Origin of the sequence: Pseudomonas tehranensis, from assembly GCF_014268615.1 — a bacterium.
GTDB lineage: Bacteria > Pseudomonadota > Gammaproteobacteria > Pseudomonadales > Pseudomonadaceae > Aquipseudomonas > Aquipseudomonas tehranensis.
Map to the genome: position 1 here is coordinate 20,901 of NZ_JABWQV010000005.1, position 18,023 is coordinate 38,923.

The 18,023-nt window shown below is 58.7% G+C and carries 15 protein-coding genes and 1 pseudogene; 12 read left to right on the forward strand and 4 right to left on the reverse strand.

The genetic code is table 11. The features are described 5' to 3' along the window. The first annotated feature begins 9 nt into the window (after positions 1 to 9). The 8 genes from HU811_RS02745 (at position 10) to HU811_RS02780 (ending at position 6,045) form a co-directional block, all read left to right on the forward strand. Positions 10 to 747 carry a diacylglycerol/polyprenol kinase family protein gene (locus HU811_RS02745; protein WP_143071617.1) on the forward strand — a complete coding sequence of 246 codons (738 nt, stop codon included), beginning with the start codon at positions 10 to 12 and terminating at the stop codon, positions 745 to 747. Continuing rightward, positions 744 to 1,325, forward strand: a complete 582-nt coding sequence (locus HU811_RS02750) for a histidine phosphatase family protein (protein WP_092396208.1) — start codon at positions 744 to 746, stop codon at positions 1,323 to 1,325. The genes HU811_RS02745 and HU811_RS02750 overlap by 4 nt, the downstream gene beginning before the upstream one ends. A 7-nt stretch (positions 1,326 to 1,332) precedes the next feature. Then, the gene (locus HU811_RS02755) at positions 1,333 to 2,238 is read left to right on the forward strand and encodes an NAD-dependent epimerase/dehydratase family protein (protein WP_092396210.1); all 906 of its coding nucleotides are present in this window, start codon (positions 1,333 to 1,335) and stop codon (positions 2,236 to 2,238) included. A gap of 88 nt (positions 2,239 to 2,326) precedes the next feature. Beyond that, positions 2,327 to 2,833 (forward strand): methyltransferase family protein, encoded by a 507-nt coding sequence (locus HU811_RS02760; RefSeq protein WP_186653783.1) that lies wholly within the window; start codon positions 2,327 to 2,329, stop codon positions 2,831 to 2,833. A 22-nt stretch (positions 2,834 to 2,855) separates the two neighbouring features. Next, positions 2,856 to 3,107 carry an acyl carrier protein gene (locus tag HU811_RS02765; protein ID WP_092396214.1) on the forward strand — a complete coding sequence of 84 codons (252 nt, stop codon included), beginning with the start codon at positions 2,856 to 2,858 and terminating at the stop codon, positions 3,105 to 3,107. Next, positions 3,104 to 4,315 (forward strand): beta-ketoacyl-[acyl-carrier-protein] synthase family protein, encoded by a 1,212-nt coding sequence (locus tag HU811_RS02770; protein WP_186653785.1) that lies wholly within the window; start codon positions 3,104 to 3,106, stop codon positions 4,313 to 4,315. Before HU811_RS02765 ends, HU811_RS02770 begins: the two co-directional genes overlap by 4 nt. Beyond that, positions 4,312 to 5,343, forward strand: a complete 1,032-nt coding sequence (locus HU811_RS02775; protein ID WP_186653788.1) for a beta-ketoacyl synthase N-terminal-like domain-containing protein — start codon at positions 4,312 to 4,314, stop codon at positions 5,341 to 5,343. Before HU811_RS02770 ends, HU811_RS02775 begins: the two co-directional genes overlap by 4 nt. A gap of 3 nt (positions 5,344 to 5,346) precedes the next feature. Further along, a complete protein-coding gene (locus HU811_RS02780; protein ID WP_092396220.1) occupies positions 5,347 to 6,045 on the forward strand; it encodes a lysophospholipid acyltransferase family protein in 699 nt (232 codons plus the stop codon). 9 nt (positions 6,046 to 6,054) lie between these two features. On the opposite strand, the pseudogene HU811_RS02785 reads toward HU811_RS02780, so the two are convergent. Continuing rightward, a pseudogene (locus tag HU811_RS02785) lies at positions 6,055 to 6,360 on the reverse strand (class I SAM-dependent methyltransferase); the annotation flags it as partial. Between the two features lie 131 nt (positions 6,361 to 6,491). Between HU811_RS02785 and HU811_RS02790 the strand changes: the two are divergent. The 3 genes from HU811_RS02790 (at position 6,492) to HU811_RS02800 (ending at position 12,752) form a co-directional block, all read left to right on the forward strand. After that, positions 6,492 to 7,481: a lipase family protein gene (locus HU811_RS02790; protein WP_186653790.1), complete on the forward strand. Its 990-nt coding sequence runs from the start codon at positions 6,492 to 6,494 to the stop codon at positions 7,479 to 7,481. A gap of 203 nt (positions 7,482 to 7,684) precedes the next feature. After that, positions 7,685 to 9,493 carry a pentapeptide repeat-containing protein gene (locus tag HU811_RS02795; protein ID WP_186653793.1) on the forward strand — a complete coding sequence of 603 codons (1,809 nt, stop codon included), beginning with the start codon at positions 7,685 to 7,687 and terminating at the stop codon, positions 9,491 to 9,493. Positions 9,494 to 9,554: 61 nt separating this feature from the next. After that, entirely contained in the window at positions 9,555 to 12,752 is a 3,198-nt protein-coding gene (locus HU811_RS02800; protein ID WP_186653796.1) for a hypothetical protein, read from the forward strand. A 354-nt stretch (positions 12,753 to 13,106) separates the two neighbouring features. Here HU811_RS02800 and HU811_RS02805 read toward each other — a convergent pair whose 3' ends face one another. Beyond that, positions 13,107 to 13,916 (reverse strand): isocitrate lyase/PEP mutase family protein, encoded by an 810-nt coding sequence (locus HU811_RS02805; protein WP_186653798.1) that lies wholly within the window; start codon positions 13,914 to 13,916, stop codon positions 13,107 to 13,109. A 194-nt stretch (positions 13,917 to 14,110) separates the two neighbouring features. Beyond that, positions 14,111 to 15,349 carry an MFS transporter gene (locus HU811_RS02810; protein WP_186653801.1) on the reverse strand — a complete coding sequence of 413 codons (1,239 nt, stop codon included), beginning with the start codon at positions 15,347 to 15,349 and terminating at the stop codon, positions 14,111 to 14,113. Between the two features lie 64 nt (positions 15,350 to 15,413). On the opposite strand from HU811_RS02810, the gene HU811_RS02815 reads away from it, so the two are divergent. Beyond that, positions 15,414 to 16,439 (forward strand): AraC family transcriptional regulator, encoded by a 1,026-nt coding sequence (locus HU811_RS02815; protein WP_225248368.1) that lies wholly within the window; start codon positions 15,414 to 15,416, stop codon positions 16,437 to 16,439. 1 nt (position 16,440) lies between these two features. Here the strand turns inward: HU811_RS02815 and HU811_RS02820 are convergent, their stop codons facing one another. Beyond that, on the reverse strand, positions 16,441 to 18,018 hold the full coding sequence (locus tag HU811_RS02820) for a GMC family oxidoreductase (protein WP_186653808.1): 1,578 nt from the start codon (positions 18,016 to 18,018) through the stop codon (positions 16,441 to 16,443). Between the last annotated feature and the right edge of the window lie 5 nt (positions 18,019 to 18,023).

The window sequence follows — 18,023 nt, forward strand, 5'->3', positions numbered from 1 at the left end:
AAAAACGAAATGATTCAAGTGGGTTCGGCGCTGTTAGGTATCGTTCTTTTCTACTTCATGTTGTGCAAGGGATTGGGACTGCTAGTCATCAACCGAGGGGTGCGCGTCAATTACACAAGGAAGGTCGGGCACTTTGCGATGTTCATGCTGCCCAGTCTGTTTTTTGCGTTGTTCAATATCCAGGACACCCATGAGCGGCTGCTGCTCTCGGCGCTGTCCACCGCCATCCTGTTCTTTGCCATGTGTGGCTGGTCACGCCGTCGGTCGCTGACCGCGCAACACATGTTCGCCAGTATTGACCGGCCAGAAGACGCACCGAACACGCTGTCCTGGTTGGTGAGCCAGACGGTCGCGGGCTTGTTGGTGTTGTGGGTGACGCAATATATCTGGCTGGCCATCGGCGTCCCGCTGGAACTGCTCTACATCACGATCCTGGCGACGACGTTTGGTGACGGCCTGGCGGAGCCTGTCGGTATCAGGTTTGGAAAACATGAATATACGACCAAAGGTTTTTTTGTCGACAAGACATTCAAAAGGACCCTGGAAGGCTCGGCCACTGTGTTTGTGATGTCGATGCTGTTTTGCGTGTTGTTCAAGGATTACTTCGCAGGGCATCAGTTCGTATTGTTGTGTGCCGTTTTTCCTCTCGCGCTGACCCTGACCGAAGCGAAGTCCCCTCACACGTGGGATACGCCGTTCTTGTTCATGGTCGGCAATGCCATTGTCACCGGTGTCTATTTACTGTGATTTATTTGATACGCCACGCCACCCCCCTGATCGACTACGGACGCTGCGGTGCTGTCTCGGCCAAAGCGCTGCTGGATGAGTACAACCAGACTTCGTCGATCGACGAGGCCGAAATTGCCGACTTCCTGAGCCGTGCGGAGTTGTCCGGGCCGCTGATGACGCCAGGGCTGAACATCATTTCATCGCCGATCAATCGAGCCTATGCCACGGCCTGCCGGCTGTTCGATGCCGAACGTATCCGACAAGACAACCGATTGAAGGAATTCGACCTGCGGCTGGGTCGCGTGCCTTTGTTGAAGATGGGCTTGAGGCAATGGTTCGCCTTGCATCGCGTGCTTTGGCTGATGGGTATTTCGTTGGGGGCCGCATCCCGAAGATCGGAACACCTGCGTGCCGTGGGGGTGGCCGATGAGCTTTATACCGCGTGCACCACGACCGGGGAGACCACGGTCGTGGTCTCCCACGGCATGTTCCTGAGGACCGTGCGCAAGACGCTGCAAAGACAGGGCATGGAGTGCCGTACGGTGTATCGCTCGGGGTGTTTTACGGTTGAGGCTTTAGCGCCAGGAAAAGGATGACTGACAGGTGAAGAAGGTACTGCTTTTAGGCGCCAGTGGTTTTATCGGGCAGGGTGTCTACGAAATCCTCAGGCAGGAACAAGACCTGCGGGTTACCCGCCACTCGCGTTCGCCAAAGGCGGGTTTTGCGGTTTGCGAGGTCGGCTCTACAGCGTTTATCGAACTGGTCAAAGATCACGATTTCATTGTCAATTGCACGGGCATCGGCCTCAGTCGCCTGGGGACGAGCCGTGCCAATAACGAGACACTGACCCAACAGATAATGGCGTCCATCCGAGTCGGCGCGCTCGATAAGAAAAACCTGTTCCACCTGAGCAGCGTCAAGGCCTATAACCCGGAGAAAAGGCGGGATGCGTACGCGGACGACAAATGGGCGGCCGAGCAGGTTATTCGTGCCAATGACCACAAAGTGCAGGGCGTGATCCTACGGGTGCCGACGGTACTGGGTCGCCACGATAAAAACCTGCTGCCGATGATTTCGATGTGCAAATTGAAGTTATTGCCATTAGTCACCAGCGAACTTCCAGCCTTGCACGTCATTGGCGTGGAGAGCATTGCCCGATCCATCCTCCAATGGCTCTCACGTCCTCCCGAACGGACTTTGCAGACCTGCTATCTGCTGAGCGACGACACGGTTACCTATAACGATCTGGTCGACGAGGTGTACCGCCGGCTCCAGGGCGCCGAAGGCCGGGCGAGGTTACGCACAGTAAGGGTGCGCACACTGTTCAGGATCTACAAGGTGCTGTCTTTCGTCGATGCCTTTAGGCGCCAGCGCAAGTTGTTTCCTTGGGCGCGCTTCAATGACTTGTTCGTGTACCCCTGGCGGGTCGAAAAGGATGTCAGGGTGATCATGACTCGTTCAACGTTATCGGTATTGGTGGGGGCATATTTTGAAAACGTTCAGGATTGATGTCGCCGCCAGTTTGCTGGTGCCGGTCGCATGCGCCTCTTGGGTGCTGTATGTCTGCACGGGGTTTGCGTTGTTCCAGTCAGTCGTCATGGCCGCCATCCTGCTCGCCGCAGAGTTTTATTTCCTGCGCGAAACCGACAGCGGCAGCCAATTCGACAAAGGCCTGAAAAGCGGCTTCATGGTGTCGTGCGCCATCGCGATCGTCATGCTGCTGCAGTTACTGACGCGCAGCGATGCGATGCTGCAATTGGGCGGATCGCTGCTGATCCTGTGCGGCATCGGCCTTCGAGCCCATGGAAAGATCATATTGGGACGGCACTTTTCCCATTCGCTGCGGGTGCTGGATGACCATGAATTGATCCGCGCGGGCGCCTTCCGCTACATCCGCCACCCGGCCTATTTCGGCACGCTGCTCATTGTGACCGGATTCAGTTTGTACGCCAGCGTATACGCGGCGGCGATCATCTTCGCCGTTGCACTGGCATTGATTCTTAAACGGGTCGACGGCGAAGAAAAAATGTTGGTCGGTTTTTTTGGCGAATCCTACGTCCGTTATCAGGCCGACAGCTTCAAGGTCATTCCTTTCATTATTTGATTGCGTCATTCCAGGAGGTCTCATGACTCACGTTCACGAAGCAAAAATCAAGGAAATCGTTTCCCGGGTCTTGGGGGTCAACGCCGAAGAAATTCAGAACCACAAGGACTTCATCGAAGCTTATGGCGCCGACTCGATGTCGGGAATAGAAATTCTCGCCGGCATCGAAGGTGCGTTCCAGGTGCGGGTCGATGAAGCCTATATCCCCAGGATCACCAGTGTGGATTCGATACTCTCGTTTATCGACAAGACCCTTGAGGCTGAGTGTGCATGAACAGCTCCGGTAAGGGCACAAGGGTGGTGGTGACGGGCCTGGGGCCGGTCAGCCCGATCGGGATCGGAAAAGAGGCCTTTTTCCATGCCTTGAAAACAGGGGTGAACGGCACCGTGCCGCTGTCGAAAATCGACACACAGCGCTTCGAAAGAAAGTACGGCTGCGAGGTGAAAGGCACCATCGCTGAATGGGTCGCTGATTTCGATGCGTTCGCCGAATCGGGTACGCCGAGTCATTTTGCCCTGGCCGCCACCGGGCTCGCCCTTGCCGATGCCGGGATCGAGCGGGCAGCGATTGCTGGCAAGCGGGTCAATTGTTACTTCGGCACGACTTATGGTGAATCCAACCTGATCGACGACATGGTCACGGCCATGGCGCAGTCCCAGCCAGGCCGGCATGCGTCGCTGGGGCGCACGTTTGCCTCCGAGATCAGTCGAGACGTGGCGAGATCGATAGGTTCCACCGGCGAGGCCGTGACGATTGGCAATGCCTGCTCGGCCAGTAATGCCGCGTTGATCTTCGGCTACGAGGCCATTCAGGCGGGTGACTGCGAGCTGGCCATCTGCGGTGGAAGCGATGCAGTGTACAAGGCGACCTTCGCGACCTTCCATCGCCTGGGCAGCATGACCGACAAGGACTGCACGCCGTTCAACGCCGGTCGCAAGGGTGTCCTGACCTCCGAAGGCGGCAGCGCGCTGGTGCTCGAAAGTTACGAACGGGCCATTCGCCGTGGAGCACACATTTATGCAGAAGTGCTGGGCTTCGCGATGAATTGCGATGCGGACCACATGGTGAGGCTCAATCACCACAGCGTTGGCGACTGCATGAAGGCGGCACTTGCAAACGCCTGCGTCCCGCCCGGGACGGTGGGTTATATCTGTGCCCACGGCACCGGTACGGCAGCCAATGACAGTAACGAGTACAAGGCCATCGAGGCGGTCTTTGGCCACTCACCGCCACCGGTCAGTTCGATCAAGTCCATGATGGGGCATAGCATGGGCGCGGCGGCGGGTTTCGGTGCCATCGCCTGCATGCTTGCCCTCAGCGAAGGGTTGCCGCCGACGATCAACGTGAGCGAGCAGGATCCTGAAATACCCATCGACGTGGTTTGCGAGGGTTTCAGGGCCGGAAAAGTCGACGTGGTCATCAACAATGCCTTCGCTTTTGGCGGAAATAATTCAATCCTGGTATTCGGTAATCTCAAATGAGCAATGACGCTATCGTTGCACTGGCCGTAAACGATTGGGTCATGTTGCGGATGCCCGGCGCATTTGAGCAAGGGGGCACGGAGTTGCATCATGGGCTAACGCCCCGGTGGGATCTGACGGCGGGCGAACTGGTGCCTAGCCGGGAGTTGAAGAACTTCGATCGACAGTCCCTGTTGCTGTTGGCGGCGATGTCGTTGATCGAGGATGCCAACCAGGGGGAATCCCTGGCGCGCGCGGCCGTCATTGGTGGCACGTCCAACGGTTCGATCGATACCGTCATCCAGTTGATCAAGGAGTCGAACGAAAGTCGTTTTGCATTCCAGGTCAATCCGGCGCAGATCCCCAATACCGTCATAAACTCCTCGGTGGGGCAGTTGGCGATCAAGTACGGCATCAAGGGTGCCAACGTTTCGCTCTGCGCCAAGGAGCTGAGCTTCTACAGCGCGATGGTGCAAGGGCTCAGATTCGCCAGGCGCGGGGACTGCGAGCGGATCTACGCGACAGCCATGGAAACCTTCAGCGGCGAATTCGGCACTCTTTATGCCGACAGCCATGGGCTGGACGCGGCAGAACGAATCGATACCGCCGCGATTTTCAGTTTCCGAACCTGTTCCGATCCGCAAACGCCGGGGCCGGTGGTCAGGTCCTGCGTGACCGGGCGCTTGTTCCCCGCGAGCGGGGCCAGCCTGGGCGACCTGCTACTCACGTTCGCGGCAGGTAATGGGGTGGAGCCTGACAGACTGGGTCGGGTCAGCGTGTCGGTAGCGGATTCGTGGCGGGCCGCCCTGGACGATCTCGGCCAGGCATTCGGGGAGAAACTCGCTGTCCTGCAACGGACAAAAGCATTGAGCCTGTCCCTGGTCGGTGCCTACCAACTCGCCGACTTGGCGCAGTCGGTCAAGGCCGGCGATGTTGGGGTAATGGCGTGTGTCGATGAGGAAGGCTTCTATGGCATCGCATTGGTGGGGGGTAGCGAAGTCCAGGCCGGTGCTGCCAAGGGTTCAAGTGATTCAGGCAAGGTGGGGTGACGTATGATTCTGGTAGTGAGATGGCTGTTGGTCGGGCTGTTCATCGTCCTGAGCTTCCCATTTTTATGTGTGTTCATGTTGGTCAATCCGAAGAAGAACCGGAACCTGCACGTCGCCTGCCGCGCCTATTCGGTGATCAATCGAATATTTTCGGTTCGTGTCGCTGTCAGGGGCTTCAACACGATTGCCGAGGGTAAGTCATATATCTACGTGGCCAACCATCAATGCAACTATGACGTGATGATCGTTGCCGAGGCGCTCAAGCCAGGCACGGTCATTGTCGGGAAGGAATCGCTCAAGTGGTTGCCCCTGGTGGGGCAACTGTATTGGCTGACCGGCAGCCTGTTCATTGACCGAAGCAATCCGCGGGCCTCGATCCAGAGCATGCGCAAGGTGGCCAAGAATGTCGTGGCCAACAATACGTCCCTCTGGATTTTCCCTGAAGGCACCCGGAACAACGGCGGGAACATGTTGCCTTTCAAGAGCGGCGCGTTCCGGCTCGCCAAGGACATGGGGGTGGGGATCGTTCCCGTGACGATCTGCTCCGCTGTCAGGGACGTTGCCTACAATTCATTGCGCGCCACTGACGTCAGCATCGTCGCCCACCCGCCCATCGAGGCGGATGTCGTGGCAAGCATGAATAGCAAGGACCTGGCGAGCCACACGCGCGAGATCATCAGCAACATGATCCCAATCGTTTGAGCCAGAAGCTCACACGGCATCCTCTCCAGGCGCGGTGTGCGGGTCGTTCCGTCGCTCGGCCACCAGCAGCAACGACTGCGGCGCGGGGCTCTGCGGATGTTGCGGTTCCTGCAGGCACGCCAGTTGAAAACCGGCCCTGTCCAACGCGTTAAGCCAGCTGGACAAGGTTCGAAAATACCAGGGCATGGGATGCCCGTGACCCTGGACCCCGTTGAACGTCTCTTCTCGCCAGCCATCCTGATCGTCACCCGCCGCCACGCTCCATGGATGCAGCGTCTGGATCACCAAGGCGCCCATGGCGCTGAGCAAGGGAATGTTGGTGGTTCAGCACAGTTGTCGCTTCCAAAACTGCGACTACACTCGGTCTTGCAGGCCCAAGAAGGATCGACGGCTGCCACAGGTTTTCGTGGATCCTTTGAAAACTTTCTTCGAGACAAGGAGCAGTCATGACTACCCCAGACACACTTGTGCAAAGACAAATCAGCCTCACCCACGCGTTCGTGGTCAATAACGCGACGTTGTATTCACAGTCCTGGGAAAACATCAAGAACCCCACGCCGAGCCAGGTCAAAGACAATATTCTTACGCGTCTCAATGGCTCGAAGGTAGGTGGCGGCTATGCCGTAGCCTGGGGCCCCGCGCTGGTACCGGATGGCGAGTTCACGGCGCACATCACCGTGGTGCTGATCGGCGGGAGAAGTGGGAACGACATCGTCGTGGTGACGAGTGGGACACTCCAGTATTCCTTAAAGGATCAGTTGGACGATCTTGATATTTTTCCAATGGTGCCGTTGCAGAGCGTTATTCCGGGTTACCAGGGATCGGCGAGTATCGCCCAGGGAACGGCCGATGGTGTGAACGCGATACTGACCACAGCCTCGACTATCGGTGCCACGGGCACACTGTGCGATTTTCTTGGGAGGCAGCAAAGTGGGGCGACGATCCGACTGGTTGGACATAGCCTTGGCGGTGCGCTCATGTCGGTGCTCGCGCTTTATCTGAAAGACAGGTTCCCGGGCTTTAACTTCTTTTGCGAAACCTTCGCTGCGCCCACGGCGGGAGATGGTTTTTTCGCCAGTTATTTCAATAAGCAAATGGCCGGTAATGCGCTTCGCATCTACAACACCCTGGATATTGTTCCGATGGCGTGGTGCGCAACGTCTCTCGATTACTCCCTGACCGTGTATGAGGATGATCCCATCGATGAAGACACGAGGAACGCGGTTTGGTCCAGCATAGACAAGGTTGTGAATAACAACCTGAACTATACGCAATGGGGAATGGGCAGCGTGAACATGGAGTTGCGGCTCTGCGGGAAACCTCAATCCGACTGCGCAAACTACAGGTCTCAATCCGGCTATCAGCACATCTATGAGTACATGACACTGTTGGGCCTGCAGCCCGCCGATATACCGATGCCGCCGTTCGGCAGCTAGCGGGGCAGTCTCGCCGTCCAGATGTTTGAGTTGCAGTTGCCGAGGTTTCCTTGGAGAAGTCGACGCAGCTGCAATTCACTTATCCGGAAGCCTTTTGCCCAGTAGTACTTAGGCTGACGCGATGGGGGCGGTGAGTTCATCTTTGCCAGGAATCGCAGTTTTTTCGCGCTCATCAATCGGCTATTCAATCCCAGGGAGCCCCTATGACTGACCCGAATGCCGTGAAAACTTACATCGGCTGCTATTACCTCACCATAACCGTCAATTATGGGGGGATAGGTTCCAATACCTGGTTCGCATACCGCAACGGTGATTCACTGGCATGCGAATTATTGGACGACGACACCGAGAAAGACTCTACCTTGTTCGCCTTCTATCTGGGAGATACATTCACCCCCGACAACGCTGTCAACCAGGACACCCACAACTGGCTTCAGGTTCAATCAGTACGTGACGGGGTTTGGTTGGACTGTGGCAGCCCGATGACGGGCGGCGACTGTCATGATTTCTTTGTCGCACTCACCTCTCCGGACACACCAGCGACGCTTGCTCTGGCGACCCATGCTCCGTATGGCATCCCGCCGGCAGACAATGCCATCTGGATGGAGCTCATTCGAGGCCGGTCGGTTATATCCGTGCTCGATATCGATATCATCGCCGATACGGTCACCTGGAAAGATGTTGAACTCGCCCTGGTCTCTGCCAACCCATCCGTGCCTGTCACTACGCAACAGTTGCTCCCCGGGGCGTCGGAGCTGAACAAGCAATCGTACGACCAGGCCGATTTCTGGTATCTGTTCCTGCACAACGTGGATTTCTCCGGCACTCGGGTGACGAACAGCAATCTGAGCAATGTGACGTTCTCGGGCATCGCGAATTTCTCGGGCACAGTGCTCGATGGCAGCAACCTCTCCGGTTGCATGTTGGATGGCGCGAACTTTCGCAATGCATCGCTGAAGGACGTCGACCTTAGCAACGCCAGCCTGAAAGGGAGCGACTTCACGGGCGCGGTGCTCGACAACTGCAACTTCGAAAGCGCTGATCTGGAAAGCGCCGATCTGGCCCTGGCGACCCTCTCGGATCTTGCCAAGCCCATCCGCATCACCCGAGACAAAAAAAAACGCACCATTTTTTCGAATGCCCGCGTGAACAAGATCCTCACGCACGCGATCGACGACAAGGATAACGACATCTACATCTGGAGCTACGCACAGATGGACGGCGTTAAATTTATGACGCCTGATCCCAAAAACCCGGGGAAGGCGATCCTCGATGGGACGCTCAATCATCTGGTCGCACAGTACGCCGTTCTGACCGGGGTGCAGTTCTCCGCCGTGGAAAAACCGAGCCTTCGCTACGCCGATCTGTCCTACGCCGAGCTCGGGGGCGCCGCCCTGGCGCAAGCGGACCTGGCGTACGCCACGTTTGACAACGCCACCCTCTCGACGTCAGACGGTCTGCTCCGTTGCAACCTGAGCGAGGCGAACCTGATGGGGGCCACGTTCGTCAAGGCAGACATGTCGTACGCCCAGATGCCGTTTTGCTACCTGTACGGCAACGGCGCGGCGCTGGTCGGCGCGAACATCATGCAGGCGGATTTCAGCGGTGCGTATCTCGTCGCAGCTGATTTCTCTGGCATCAAGGATAAAAACGCGGCGGGCGTCAACTTCGACGGCGCTTGCCTGATCAACGCCAATTTCACCGGCACCGTGTTGTCGCTGGTGAATTCGGAGCGCGCGACCTCATTCGCGAAGGCTTGCCTCCAAGGCGCCAATTTCTCCGGTGCGAGTGTGGGTGGGGTCAATTTCACAGGAGCGGCCGTCAGCACGGACAACGGTACGTTGATCGTCCATGGCGGCCGGGAGGACAAGCACAAGGTCCAGTACCTTGTCACGCACAAGCCGACGAACACCGCTGGCGCAACGTGCCCGAGCGGCCAGACCGGGCCTTGCACCGGCACGATGTGGAACGCCGACGACGCGCCCATGACCGACTGGCACTACGGGCCGTGAGGCGCGGCCCGCTCCCGCGTAAACAAGCTCAATCAGTACAACCACTCACAGGAAGAGAGCGATGAATCAACGGAATGATGGGGTGACCAACCAGCGTTCGAACAAGCTGCCCGGACCGACCGAGACACGCACGCTGCACTTCAACCTGAAGCATTGCAAGAACCCGGACGACGTGCTTCTGCACGCGAACTTGAGGAAATATCGGCTCAAGCGTCATACGCCGCAGACCCTCGCACGCGCGAGCCAGAACACGCCGTTCTTGAAGCTGCTCCCGCAGGAACACGTCACTCATTACATCGAGGACCTCCCCGTTCCCTCGAACCGCCCGGCACTGATCACCGTGTCCACCGGGACGGGTGACGGGGCGCCTGGCAACACCATCGCCATGCACTTGCACGTCCCCAAGGCCGGCAGAGCCGCCGCGCGCGAAGAGATGAAGAAACGCGGCAAGGATGTGTTCGCCTCGGCTCACTACAAGCTCGCGAGATACGGCATCACGTCGGACGATCTCAAGCCCCTGGTCCTGGACTCCGATTTCCCGGATCACGTGGACGATTACAACGACCCCATGGAGATAGCGGTCGCTATACTTTTCCACCATCCGAGCCTCCTGAACCTGAGTGGAGATAAAGGCGGTGCCATCCCTGCATACATCAAGGAGAACTGCATAACAGCCGCGATCCAGAACGATAGTGGCACCCTGGTGGACGCGATCAACGACGTAGGCGATGGATGGCAAAAAAAGGTACTCCTCCTCGACTGGAACAACGACAAGGTATACGACGACAACAAAAAGCCCATCTATACGGCCAAGCTCGAAGAGGGCGTGAATATGGCCATGACGAGCACCTTGCCCCTGGCGATCCAGCTCTCGAGGCAGGACGAGTACCTGCGCGGCGCGCTGTGGAAAGTGCTCGATGGCGTCGTATCGAGCGAATACCAGGGGACGGCGGGCTCCAAAGCCGTGGAGCCGCGCGCCCAGCAGCGAGACCAGAACGCTCAGTGGCAATTGAAAAATCTCACTCCGGGCAAGGGCGTCGTGGTCGACCCCGCCAGCGTGACATGCGAAGGGAACAACATGTCCGTGACGGTGGAGAACCAGTGGCTCAGGCACCTGGGGGCCTACATCGAGTTTCTGGATGCCAGCGGCACCCCCGTCGCGCCGCCGGATTCATGGCCGGCGGCTTCGATCCCGAGCATGTTCAACGGCACCGCCACTTCGAAATACCTCGACCGGGTCGGGCCCATTGATGAGATCGCCGGCATCCCCATCGACGTCACGGACATGACGCTGACGTTCCCGGTACCTGATACGGCCAGTGCGGTGAACATCCATCTAGCAGGGCTCGGCGTTTTCGGCCCGGGGCACACCGACAGGCACATCTGCCTGCTCGGCATCTTCATGACGGCAACCTTCGAGTATGCGATTCCGGTTATCGCCCTCGCCGTGGGCGCGGCCCTCATGAAGACCGAGTTCGTCACCAACCTCCTGAAGGATAACAAGGTGTACGTCGGCATTCTGGCCGTCCTGGCGACGATCGACGCCGCGATCCTCGACTATGCATTGACGGGCGGAATCAAGGAGGTCCTCCTCAAGCTGGCCAACATCATCGCCCCCTTGCTATGGAAGACGGGCTTGAAGACGGTGTTGCTGGAGTTCATCGCGCAAGGGGCTCTGGAGGAGGCAATCCCGTTCGTGGACATCGCCCTGGAGGCGACCAACGCGGTTGTCACCTTCGCACAGCTCAGTCAGACGACGGTCGAGGTGTTCGAGGCGCCGCCGATTTACACGTCGACGGTGACGAGGACGATCGATCTGGATATAAAACTCGTCCCTGACTCGCAGTACCATTATTTTCCGATGCAGGCGACGCACTACGTGGTTACCGTGACGTACGACAGCCAAGTGACGGTGCCTTCCAAGGAGTTTGCGCTGCCAAAGGGGACGGACACCACTCCCATTCAGATCAGCTTCAAGGGTGTCCCGGGTGGGGGGAAGCTGAAGGTGACCGCGATCTTTTATGCCGACAATGGATGGGTCGCGGGGAAGGGGTCCACCGACTGGACGCCTGCGCTGGGCACGAACGGCAGTACGCTTGAGATTCCGAGCCTCGAGATCAAAAACAATCTGCCTCCGCTCACTACGAGCTCGGTCTACGAGCACGTGGAGAAGCTGGTCTACCAGGGCGGTGCGCACGTGTGGGACAAGGCAGCGCCGCCCCCAGCGGTTACGCTCGGTACGTCAAGCTCGGACCTCATTAGTCTGACGAGCATCACCCTGGCGCAGGGGCCGGCGTCGATCGGCTACAGCTGGCAGGCCTCCAACCTGAACATTCCGGAGAACATCTCGACCAACCCGCGGTCCATCGACCCCATGTACACGCTGCAGAACGTGTCGCTTCTCGTACCACCGGAGCAGGCTTACCAGCCGCTCGACGTCGGCTATAGCAGTAAATCAGGTATTTGCTACGACTTGATGAGCCGGTCGGACGGCTCCGCGCGCAACTTCTTCCTCGACAGCTACCCAGTTGCAACCAGCAGCGACTATGACGCACCGTCGTACGTTCATCTTCGCAAGGTGGAGCTGAGCTACGACAACGGATCGAAATGCGCTCCCCTCCACTCCGGGACGGGACAGAGCTATGGTCGGTTCCCGGCGGATGTCCCGCTGGACGATTTCGTCCTGCATCCGCAAGGTTACGTGTTTGCCATCAGCACCGGGCGAAGCAAACTGCTCCGATGCGAGCTGTCGAGCGTCCCCGTCGCGGAGGGGGAGGCCCCCGACGCCTGCTTGTTTTCCGGCGCGGGCTTGCGGGAGGGGCTGGTGTCGGGGCCGGTGGCGATCGCGATTGGCCTGGATGGGGTGGTGATGGTGCTCGAATCCGATAACGCACGGGTGCAGGCGTTCGACATCCACGGTAATCCGGTCAAGTACTTCCAGAACAAGACTTCGTCGATGCTGCCGCTGACGATAAAAACCCGCGACCAGTCGACGTACCTCGATCTGGACGTGGAGGCCAAGGGGTATGTCTATGTGCTTTCCTATACTGGCGACGGCAGCTCGCCGGACCACTACTACATGGATATCTACACACCTAAGGGTGACCTCCTGGTGTCAACGCAAGGCGTTGCAGCCGGCAAGCTCACGGTGAGCCTGGACCGGAACGTATATGCCCTCAACTACGAGCTGATCCACGGCGCGGACGGCAGGCCCGAGCCATCGATCAGCCACTGGATGCCGCCGGCGCCACCGGTGTAAACGATATCGGCCTAGGCGCAGGAACGGCTACGTCCTGCGTGGCCGCTTGGGGCGCGTTCAATAGTCTGCACAGGGACTTCATCCAGGTTGAAGTAAGGCAGAAGCCAGCATCGACCCGCTTCTGGGTAACCCGTACCCGAACGTATTGCTGTTCCGAGTCTGAAGCGGCTGTGAACCTCGTTCCAGACATATTGGTGTTGTGTCATCGATCGGTAAAATTACGATCTTATGTTCCTGGAGAGGAGCACCGCGCTTCAATCTCCCGACAGGCAATTCCTGAAACTGGAGTCAACCTGTTTCAGAACTAGACACCTTCTGTTCAACGTGGCGCTTGGTCTCGTCCGGGATCAGGCATTACTCGGTCTTCACCGCCATCAAGGCATTCAATTCGCCGTATGTATGGGCTTTCAAGGCGTGGGTGTCGAGTTGGCCGTTGTCCAAGAAGCTGCGAACCATTGCTCCCATGGCACCGTGCAGAAACTCGGCGATGCTGGAGCCCGCACTGAGTCGTCTAACGCCCAGACGCTTCAATTCGTCGGGGGAGGGCAGTCCGTCCCGGGACAGCAGGTTGACTGGCAGTTTGGTGTCCCGGCAGACGGTGGCAATGTCGTTCGAATCGACCACGCCAGCGGCAAACAGACCATCCGCCCCGGCGCTGGCATACAGTGCGGCGCGTTTGAGGAGTTCCTCTAGGCGTTGTTCGGCAGGGAACAGGTTTTTCAGGTAGACGTCGGTCCGTACGTTGATGAACAGTTTGACGCCCGCCTGGTTCGCCACTTTTCTCGCGACGTCAATCTTGCGAACCAGTAACTCTGGAGAGCCCACGCCGTCTTCGATGTTGATCCCGACCGCCCCGGCGGCAAGGACGGCGTTGATCACCTGGCCGACCTGCTCCAAGTCATCCGAGTAGCCGCCTTCGATGTCCACCGTGAGCGGTACGCTGAGCACCCGTGCCATCGACTTGACGGTGGTGTTCAGCAGGTCGAGAGGCAGCTTGTTGCCATCCTGATAACCATGGGACCAGGCCATGGCCGCGCTGCTGGTCGCTACCGCCTTGCCGCCCAAGCGTTCGACGATACGCGCACCGCCCGCATCGGCCACATTGGCCAAGACCAGTAGTCCGTTCTGATGCAGATTGTGAAATGCGTTATCCAGTGCGGTCATGACAATTCAATTCCTTTTGAGGGTTATGTTTTTGATGGCAAGGGGCGGCGTCCAAAGGTGTCGGTCATATAATGTTCGGGTACGCTGTTGCCAGGCTTCGGTTCCAACTCTGACCATAAATCACTGCGTTCAATACCGCAAAGATCTCCAGAAGGCCGGAGCCACCCTGAACCAAACTGGTCTGGTCGGTCTGTTCAGATATGTACAGCCTGATCTAACGCGTCACCCTGCTTCGGCAATTCCACCCGAACACGAAGAGCAATCATCAGCGCCGCCAGCAGCATCACTGCGCCCGCGATGATGAAGACTCCCTCTACACCGCCAAAGCCGAAGACCAACCCACCGAGTGCAGCTCCCGCGGCGATTGACGATTGCACCGCGGCGACGACCATCCCGCCTGCGGTTTCGGCTTGATCCGGAACCGTGCGTGCCACCCAATTTGACCAGGCAACCGGTACCCCGCCGAAAGCCAGGCCCCATAGCGCGACTACGAGTGCCAGCCCCGGCTCCTGGAGAGGCAGCGAGATCATGGCAAACGCGGCCACGGCTACCAAGGCAGGCATAAGGATCAATGTCAGGCGCAAGCTACGCTCCATCAGCCAACCCGCCACGAGTGTGCCGACGAAATTGGCGGCGCCGAAGCCCAATAGCATTAAAGCCAGGCCATCGATGTCGATGTGCACGACGCTTTCAAGTGCGGGACGGATGTAGGTGAAAAGTGCGTATTGACCTGTGTGTGCGAGCACGCATCCGACCATGCCGATGGCAATGCCAGGGCGCCGGAGCAATTCCAGCACGGTTGCTGTGCGTGCCATTTTCCGAGGCGCCATGCTGGGTAGCGTGAACCACTGGAAGAGCAACGTCAGCACGCCGACCGCCGCTGCCGCATAAAAGGCGCTGCGCCAGCCGAAGAGGCCGCCCAAGTAGCTGCCCAGCGGAACGGAGACCACGGTTCCAACGGCGATGCCGCTGAAGATGATGGACAGCGCGCGTGGCACCCATTTCGCCGGTACCAGGCGCATGGCCACGGCAGCCGCCATGCTCCAGAATCCACCCAACGCAATGCCAAGAAGCACTCGCATCAACAACAGGACCGTCAGATTCGATGACATGGCAACGAGCAAGTTGGATGCAATCATCAGCAAGGAGAAACCCAGCAAGACGGTACGGCGGTCAAGCTTGCGGGTAAGCCCTGGCACCAAGAGTCCAGCAAACAACGCAACCACGGCGGTGACGGTCACGGCCTGACCGGCCATCGCTTCGGACACGCTCAAGTCCGAGGCCATCGGCGTTAGCAGACTCGCCGGAAGGTATTCAGCCGTCAGTAGGCCAAAGACACCCATGGCCAGAGAGAAAACCGCCGTCCAGGCCGGGGTTGCCGGCTCTACTCCAGCAGCGCTGCCAGGTGCAGCATCAAGCACATTGCTACTCATCTCAAGAATCCTTGGGAAGTGATCGTGATCGGCAGTCTAGAGTTGAGTGTCAGGATGATCTATGATGCAAACCCCTATTGTTTTGATCAAAACGCCTAATATGACTGAGTCAGGACAATTTGCGCTGTCTTCTGAACTGATTAGCGAACTGTTAACGGGTATGCGGCTGCGCGGTGTTCAGTACCGCCGCGTTCAAACGGGGCCGAGCTTTGGCTTGGGTTTTGAACACAGATCGGCGCATGCCTACTTTCATTATCTGGCGGTGGGTACGGCCATCCTGCGTACGGGAGATGGCGCGATACATCATCTCTCGGCAGGTGACGCGGTATTGGTGCCGCAAGGTCATGGGCACGAATTGCTATCAGCGCTGGATGCCACCGTTCAGAATATCGACCAACTTGATGCAGCCCCCTTAGGCGAGGCCGTCAGTGGTGTGAACACCTGTCCCAGCACACTTTCTACGCCAAGTGCGATCCTGTTCTATGGCTGCATGGAGTTCGATCTTGGGGGCATGCGGGCGTTAGGCAAGCTGATGCCGAATGTCATGGTGGCGGACACCGGTGGTCAGAGTTATCCAGGGTTGGGGTCGATACTCGATTCAATCAAATATGAGATCTGCGCCGGACGTATAGGGTATGCCGGGATCATGGCTCGGCTTGCGGAGGTCGCTGCATCCTTATTCGTACGGGGTTGGGTCGAGTGTGGCTCTGAAAGCGCGCAAGGTCTCATGGCGGCGCTGCGAGATCCCCGCCTGGCGCGTTCTATCCTCGCCCTGCATCGCCAACCCGGGCGCGAGTGGACGGTTGCCGAACTGGCAGCCGAATCTCACGTGTCACGCTCCGTGTTCGCGCAGCGGTTCCAAGCCACCATTGGCGTGCCTCCCTTGCGATACGCCACCGAGTTGCGGATGCGGATCGCAAGCCAATGGCTGACGCAGGACAACCTGTCGATCGATGCCGTCGCACAACGCTTGGGCTATACCTCGCAAGCAGCGTTCAGCCGTGCATTCAAGCGCATCATTGGCCAGCCGCCAGGGGCGAGTAGACAGACACGTCGAAGCAGTGAGCCTGTGCAATCAGTTTTCTTATGAATTACCGGTGCAGCGCTGTAGCCGCAGCTGTCCCACCCTGCGCAGCGAGGACAAGATCGGCTGCTCGTTCGCCGATGACGACACACGGCGCCATCGTGTTGCCAACGGTAATTCGCGGCATGATGGAAGCATCAGCGATGCGCAGTTTATCGATGCCATATACGCGCAGTTGATGGTCGACCACCGACATCGTATCTCGGCCCATTTTCGCGGTGCAGGACTGGTGCCAGTAAGTCACGGCAGAGCGGCGGATGAACTGCTCCATAGCGCGATGTTCTTTCGGCCCGGGCACAACTTCGCGTTTGACCAGCCCGTTGAAGGCGTCGCTGTTACCTAGCGCCCTGCACAGGTCGATCGACGCATACGCCGCAGTCATATCCTCGGGCGCGCTCAGCGAGTTCGGCTCAATCAGTGGGGCATCCAGTGGCCCGGCACCCGACAGGCGCAAGCGTCCTCGACTGGCAGGCCTGGCCAGCCCTGCGAACATCGTCCAGCCATGCTGTGGCGGCTCAATCGCGACTTCGGGCGGAGAGGGTACCGCAAACGCCAGCTGACACTGCAACAGGTCCGGGACATCCAGGCGACTGTCGCTTTTCCAGTACAAGGTGGTTTCGCACCCGCTGCCACCGACTGCCTGGGGTTGCAGGTACTCCCATGTGCAGCCAAAGGCGAGGTGATCCTGAAGGTTCTCGCCTACGCCAGGAAGGTGATTGATCGGGGCGATGCCGTGGTGTCGCAGTTCATCTTCCGGGCCGATTCCCGATTGCATGAGCACCTTGGGTGTTTGCACCGCGCCCATGGACAGGATGACCTCGGCTGCGGCATAGAAGCACTGACGTTCGCCTGCGATCACCACTTCGACACCGATAGCTCGTGTACCGACAAGCAATACGCGAGTCACCAATGCCCCTGGCAGAACCGTCAAGTTCGGATAGTGCAACCGTGGCCGGATGTAGGAGTCGTAAACGGATTCGCGCTTGCCCTGATTAATGCGCAGATCGGTAATAGCGACCCCGCCCGGGCCTTCCATCATCGCGCCATTGGGACTGTCGAATCGGGGGATACCCAACCGGCTGGCCGCCTCCAACGTGGCCCACGCGAGGGGTTGAGGCGTGGCCGGCTGTTCGACATGCACGGGGCCACCTGAACCACGCCGCGTGGCATCAGGGCTGCCTTGCCAGTTCTCGATCCTGCGGTAGTAATCGAGTACCGAATCGTAGCCCCAGGCCGGGTCGCCGGACTCGGCAGCGAAATGGTCCCAATCGGAACGGTGCCCGCGCGACCAGACCATCACATTGATGCTGGAGCCACCGCCGAGGCCCTTACCCATGTTCAGGGATAGCCGTCGACCATTGAGGTGTGGATTGGGTTGCCCCTCGAATGCCCAGTCGCGCGTTGAACCAAGGTTCATCGGCCATTGCGCCGGTTCGGTAACCTCGGGGCCCGAGTACCCCTCGCCAGCCTCAATCAGCAAGACGCGTGCGCTGCTCTGATCGGCAAGACGGGCAGCGACCACGCAGCCCGCCGTACCTGCTCCGCACACAATGAAGTCATAGTGTTGATCACGCAGATGATTCATGCAGG

Coding starts and splice junctions, on each gene's coding strand:
- HU811_RS02745 (WP_143071617.1), top strand. CDS start 10: ATGATTCAAGTGGGTTCGGCGCTGTTAGGTATCGTTCTTTTCTACTTC.
- HU811_RS02760 (WP_186653783.1), top strand. CDS start 2,327: ATGGCCGCCATCCTGCTCGCCGCAGAGTTTTATTTCCTGCGCGAAACC.
- HU811_RS02765 (WP_092396214.1), top strand. CDS start 2,856: ATGACTCACGTTCACGAAGCAAAAATCAAGGAAATCGTTTCCCGGGTC.
- HU811_RS02770 (WP_186653785.1), top strand. CDS start 3,104: ATGAACAGCTCCGGTAAGGGCACAAGGGTGGTGGTGACGGGCCTGGGG.
- HU811_RS02775 (WP_186653788.1), top strand. CDS start 4,312: ATGAGCAATGACGCTATCGTTGCACTGGCCGTAAACGATTGGGTCATG.
- HU811_RS02780 (WP_092396220.1), top strand. CDS start 5,347: ATGATTCTGGTAGTGAGATGGCTGTTGGTCGGGCTGTTCATCGTCCTG.
- HU811_RS02790 (WP_186653790.1), top strand. CDS start 6,492: ATGACTACCCCAGACACACTTGTGCAAAGACAAATCAGCCTCACCCAC.
- HU811_RS02795 (WP_186653793.1), top strand. CDS start 7,685: ATGACTGACCCGAATGCCGTGAAAACTTACATCGGCTGCTATTACCTC.
- HU811_RS02800 (WP_186653796.1), top strand. CDS start 9,555: ATGAATCAACGGAATGATGGGGTGACCAACCAGCGTTCGAACAAGCTG.
- HU811_RS02805 (WP_186653798.1), bottom strand. CDS start 13,916: ATGACCGCACTGGATAACGCATTTCACAATCTGCATCAGAACGGACTA.
- HU811_RS02810 (WP_186653801.1), bottom strand. CDS start 15,349: ATGAGTAGCAATGTGCTTGATGCTGCACCTGGCAGCGCTGCTGGAGTA.
- HU811_RS02815 (WP_225248368.1), top strand. CDS start 15,414: ATGCAAACCCCTATTGTTTTGATCAAAACGCCTAATATGACTGAGTCA.
- HU811_RS02820 (WP_186653808.1), bottom strand. CDS start 18,018: ATGAATCATCTGCGTGATCAACACTATGACTTCATTGTGTGCGGAGCA.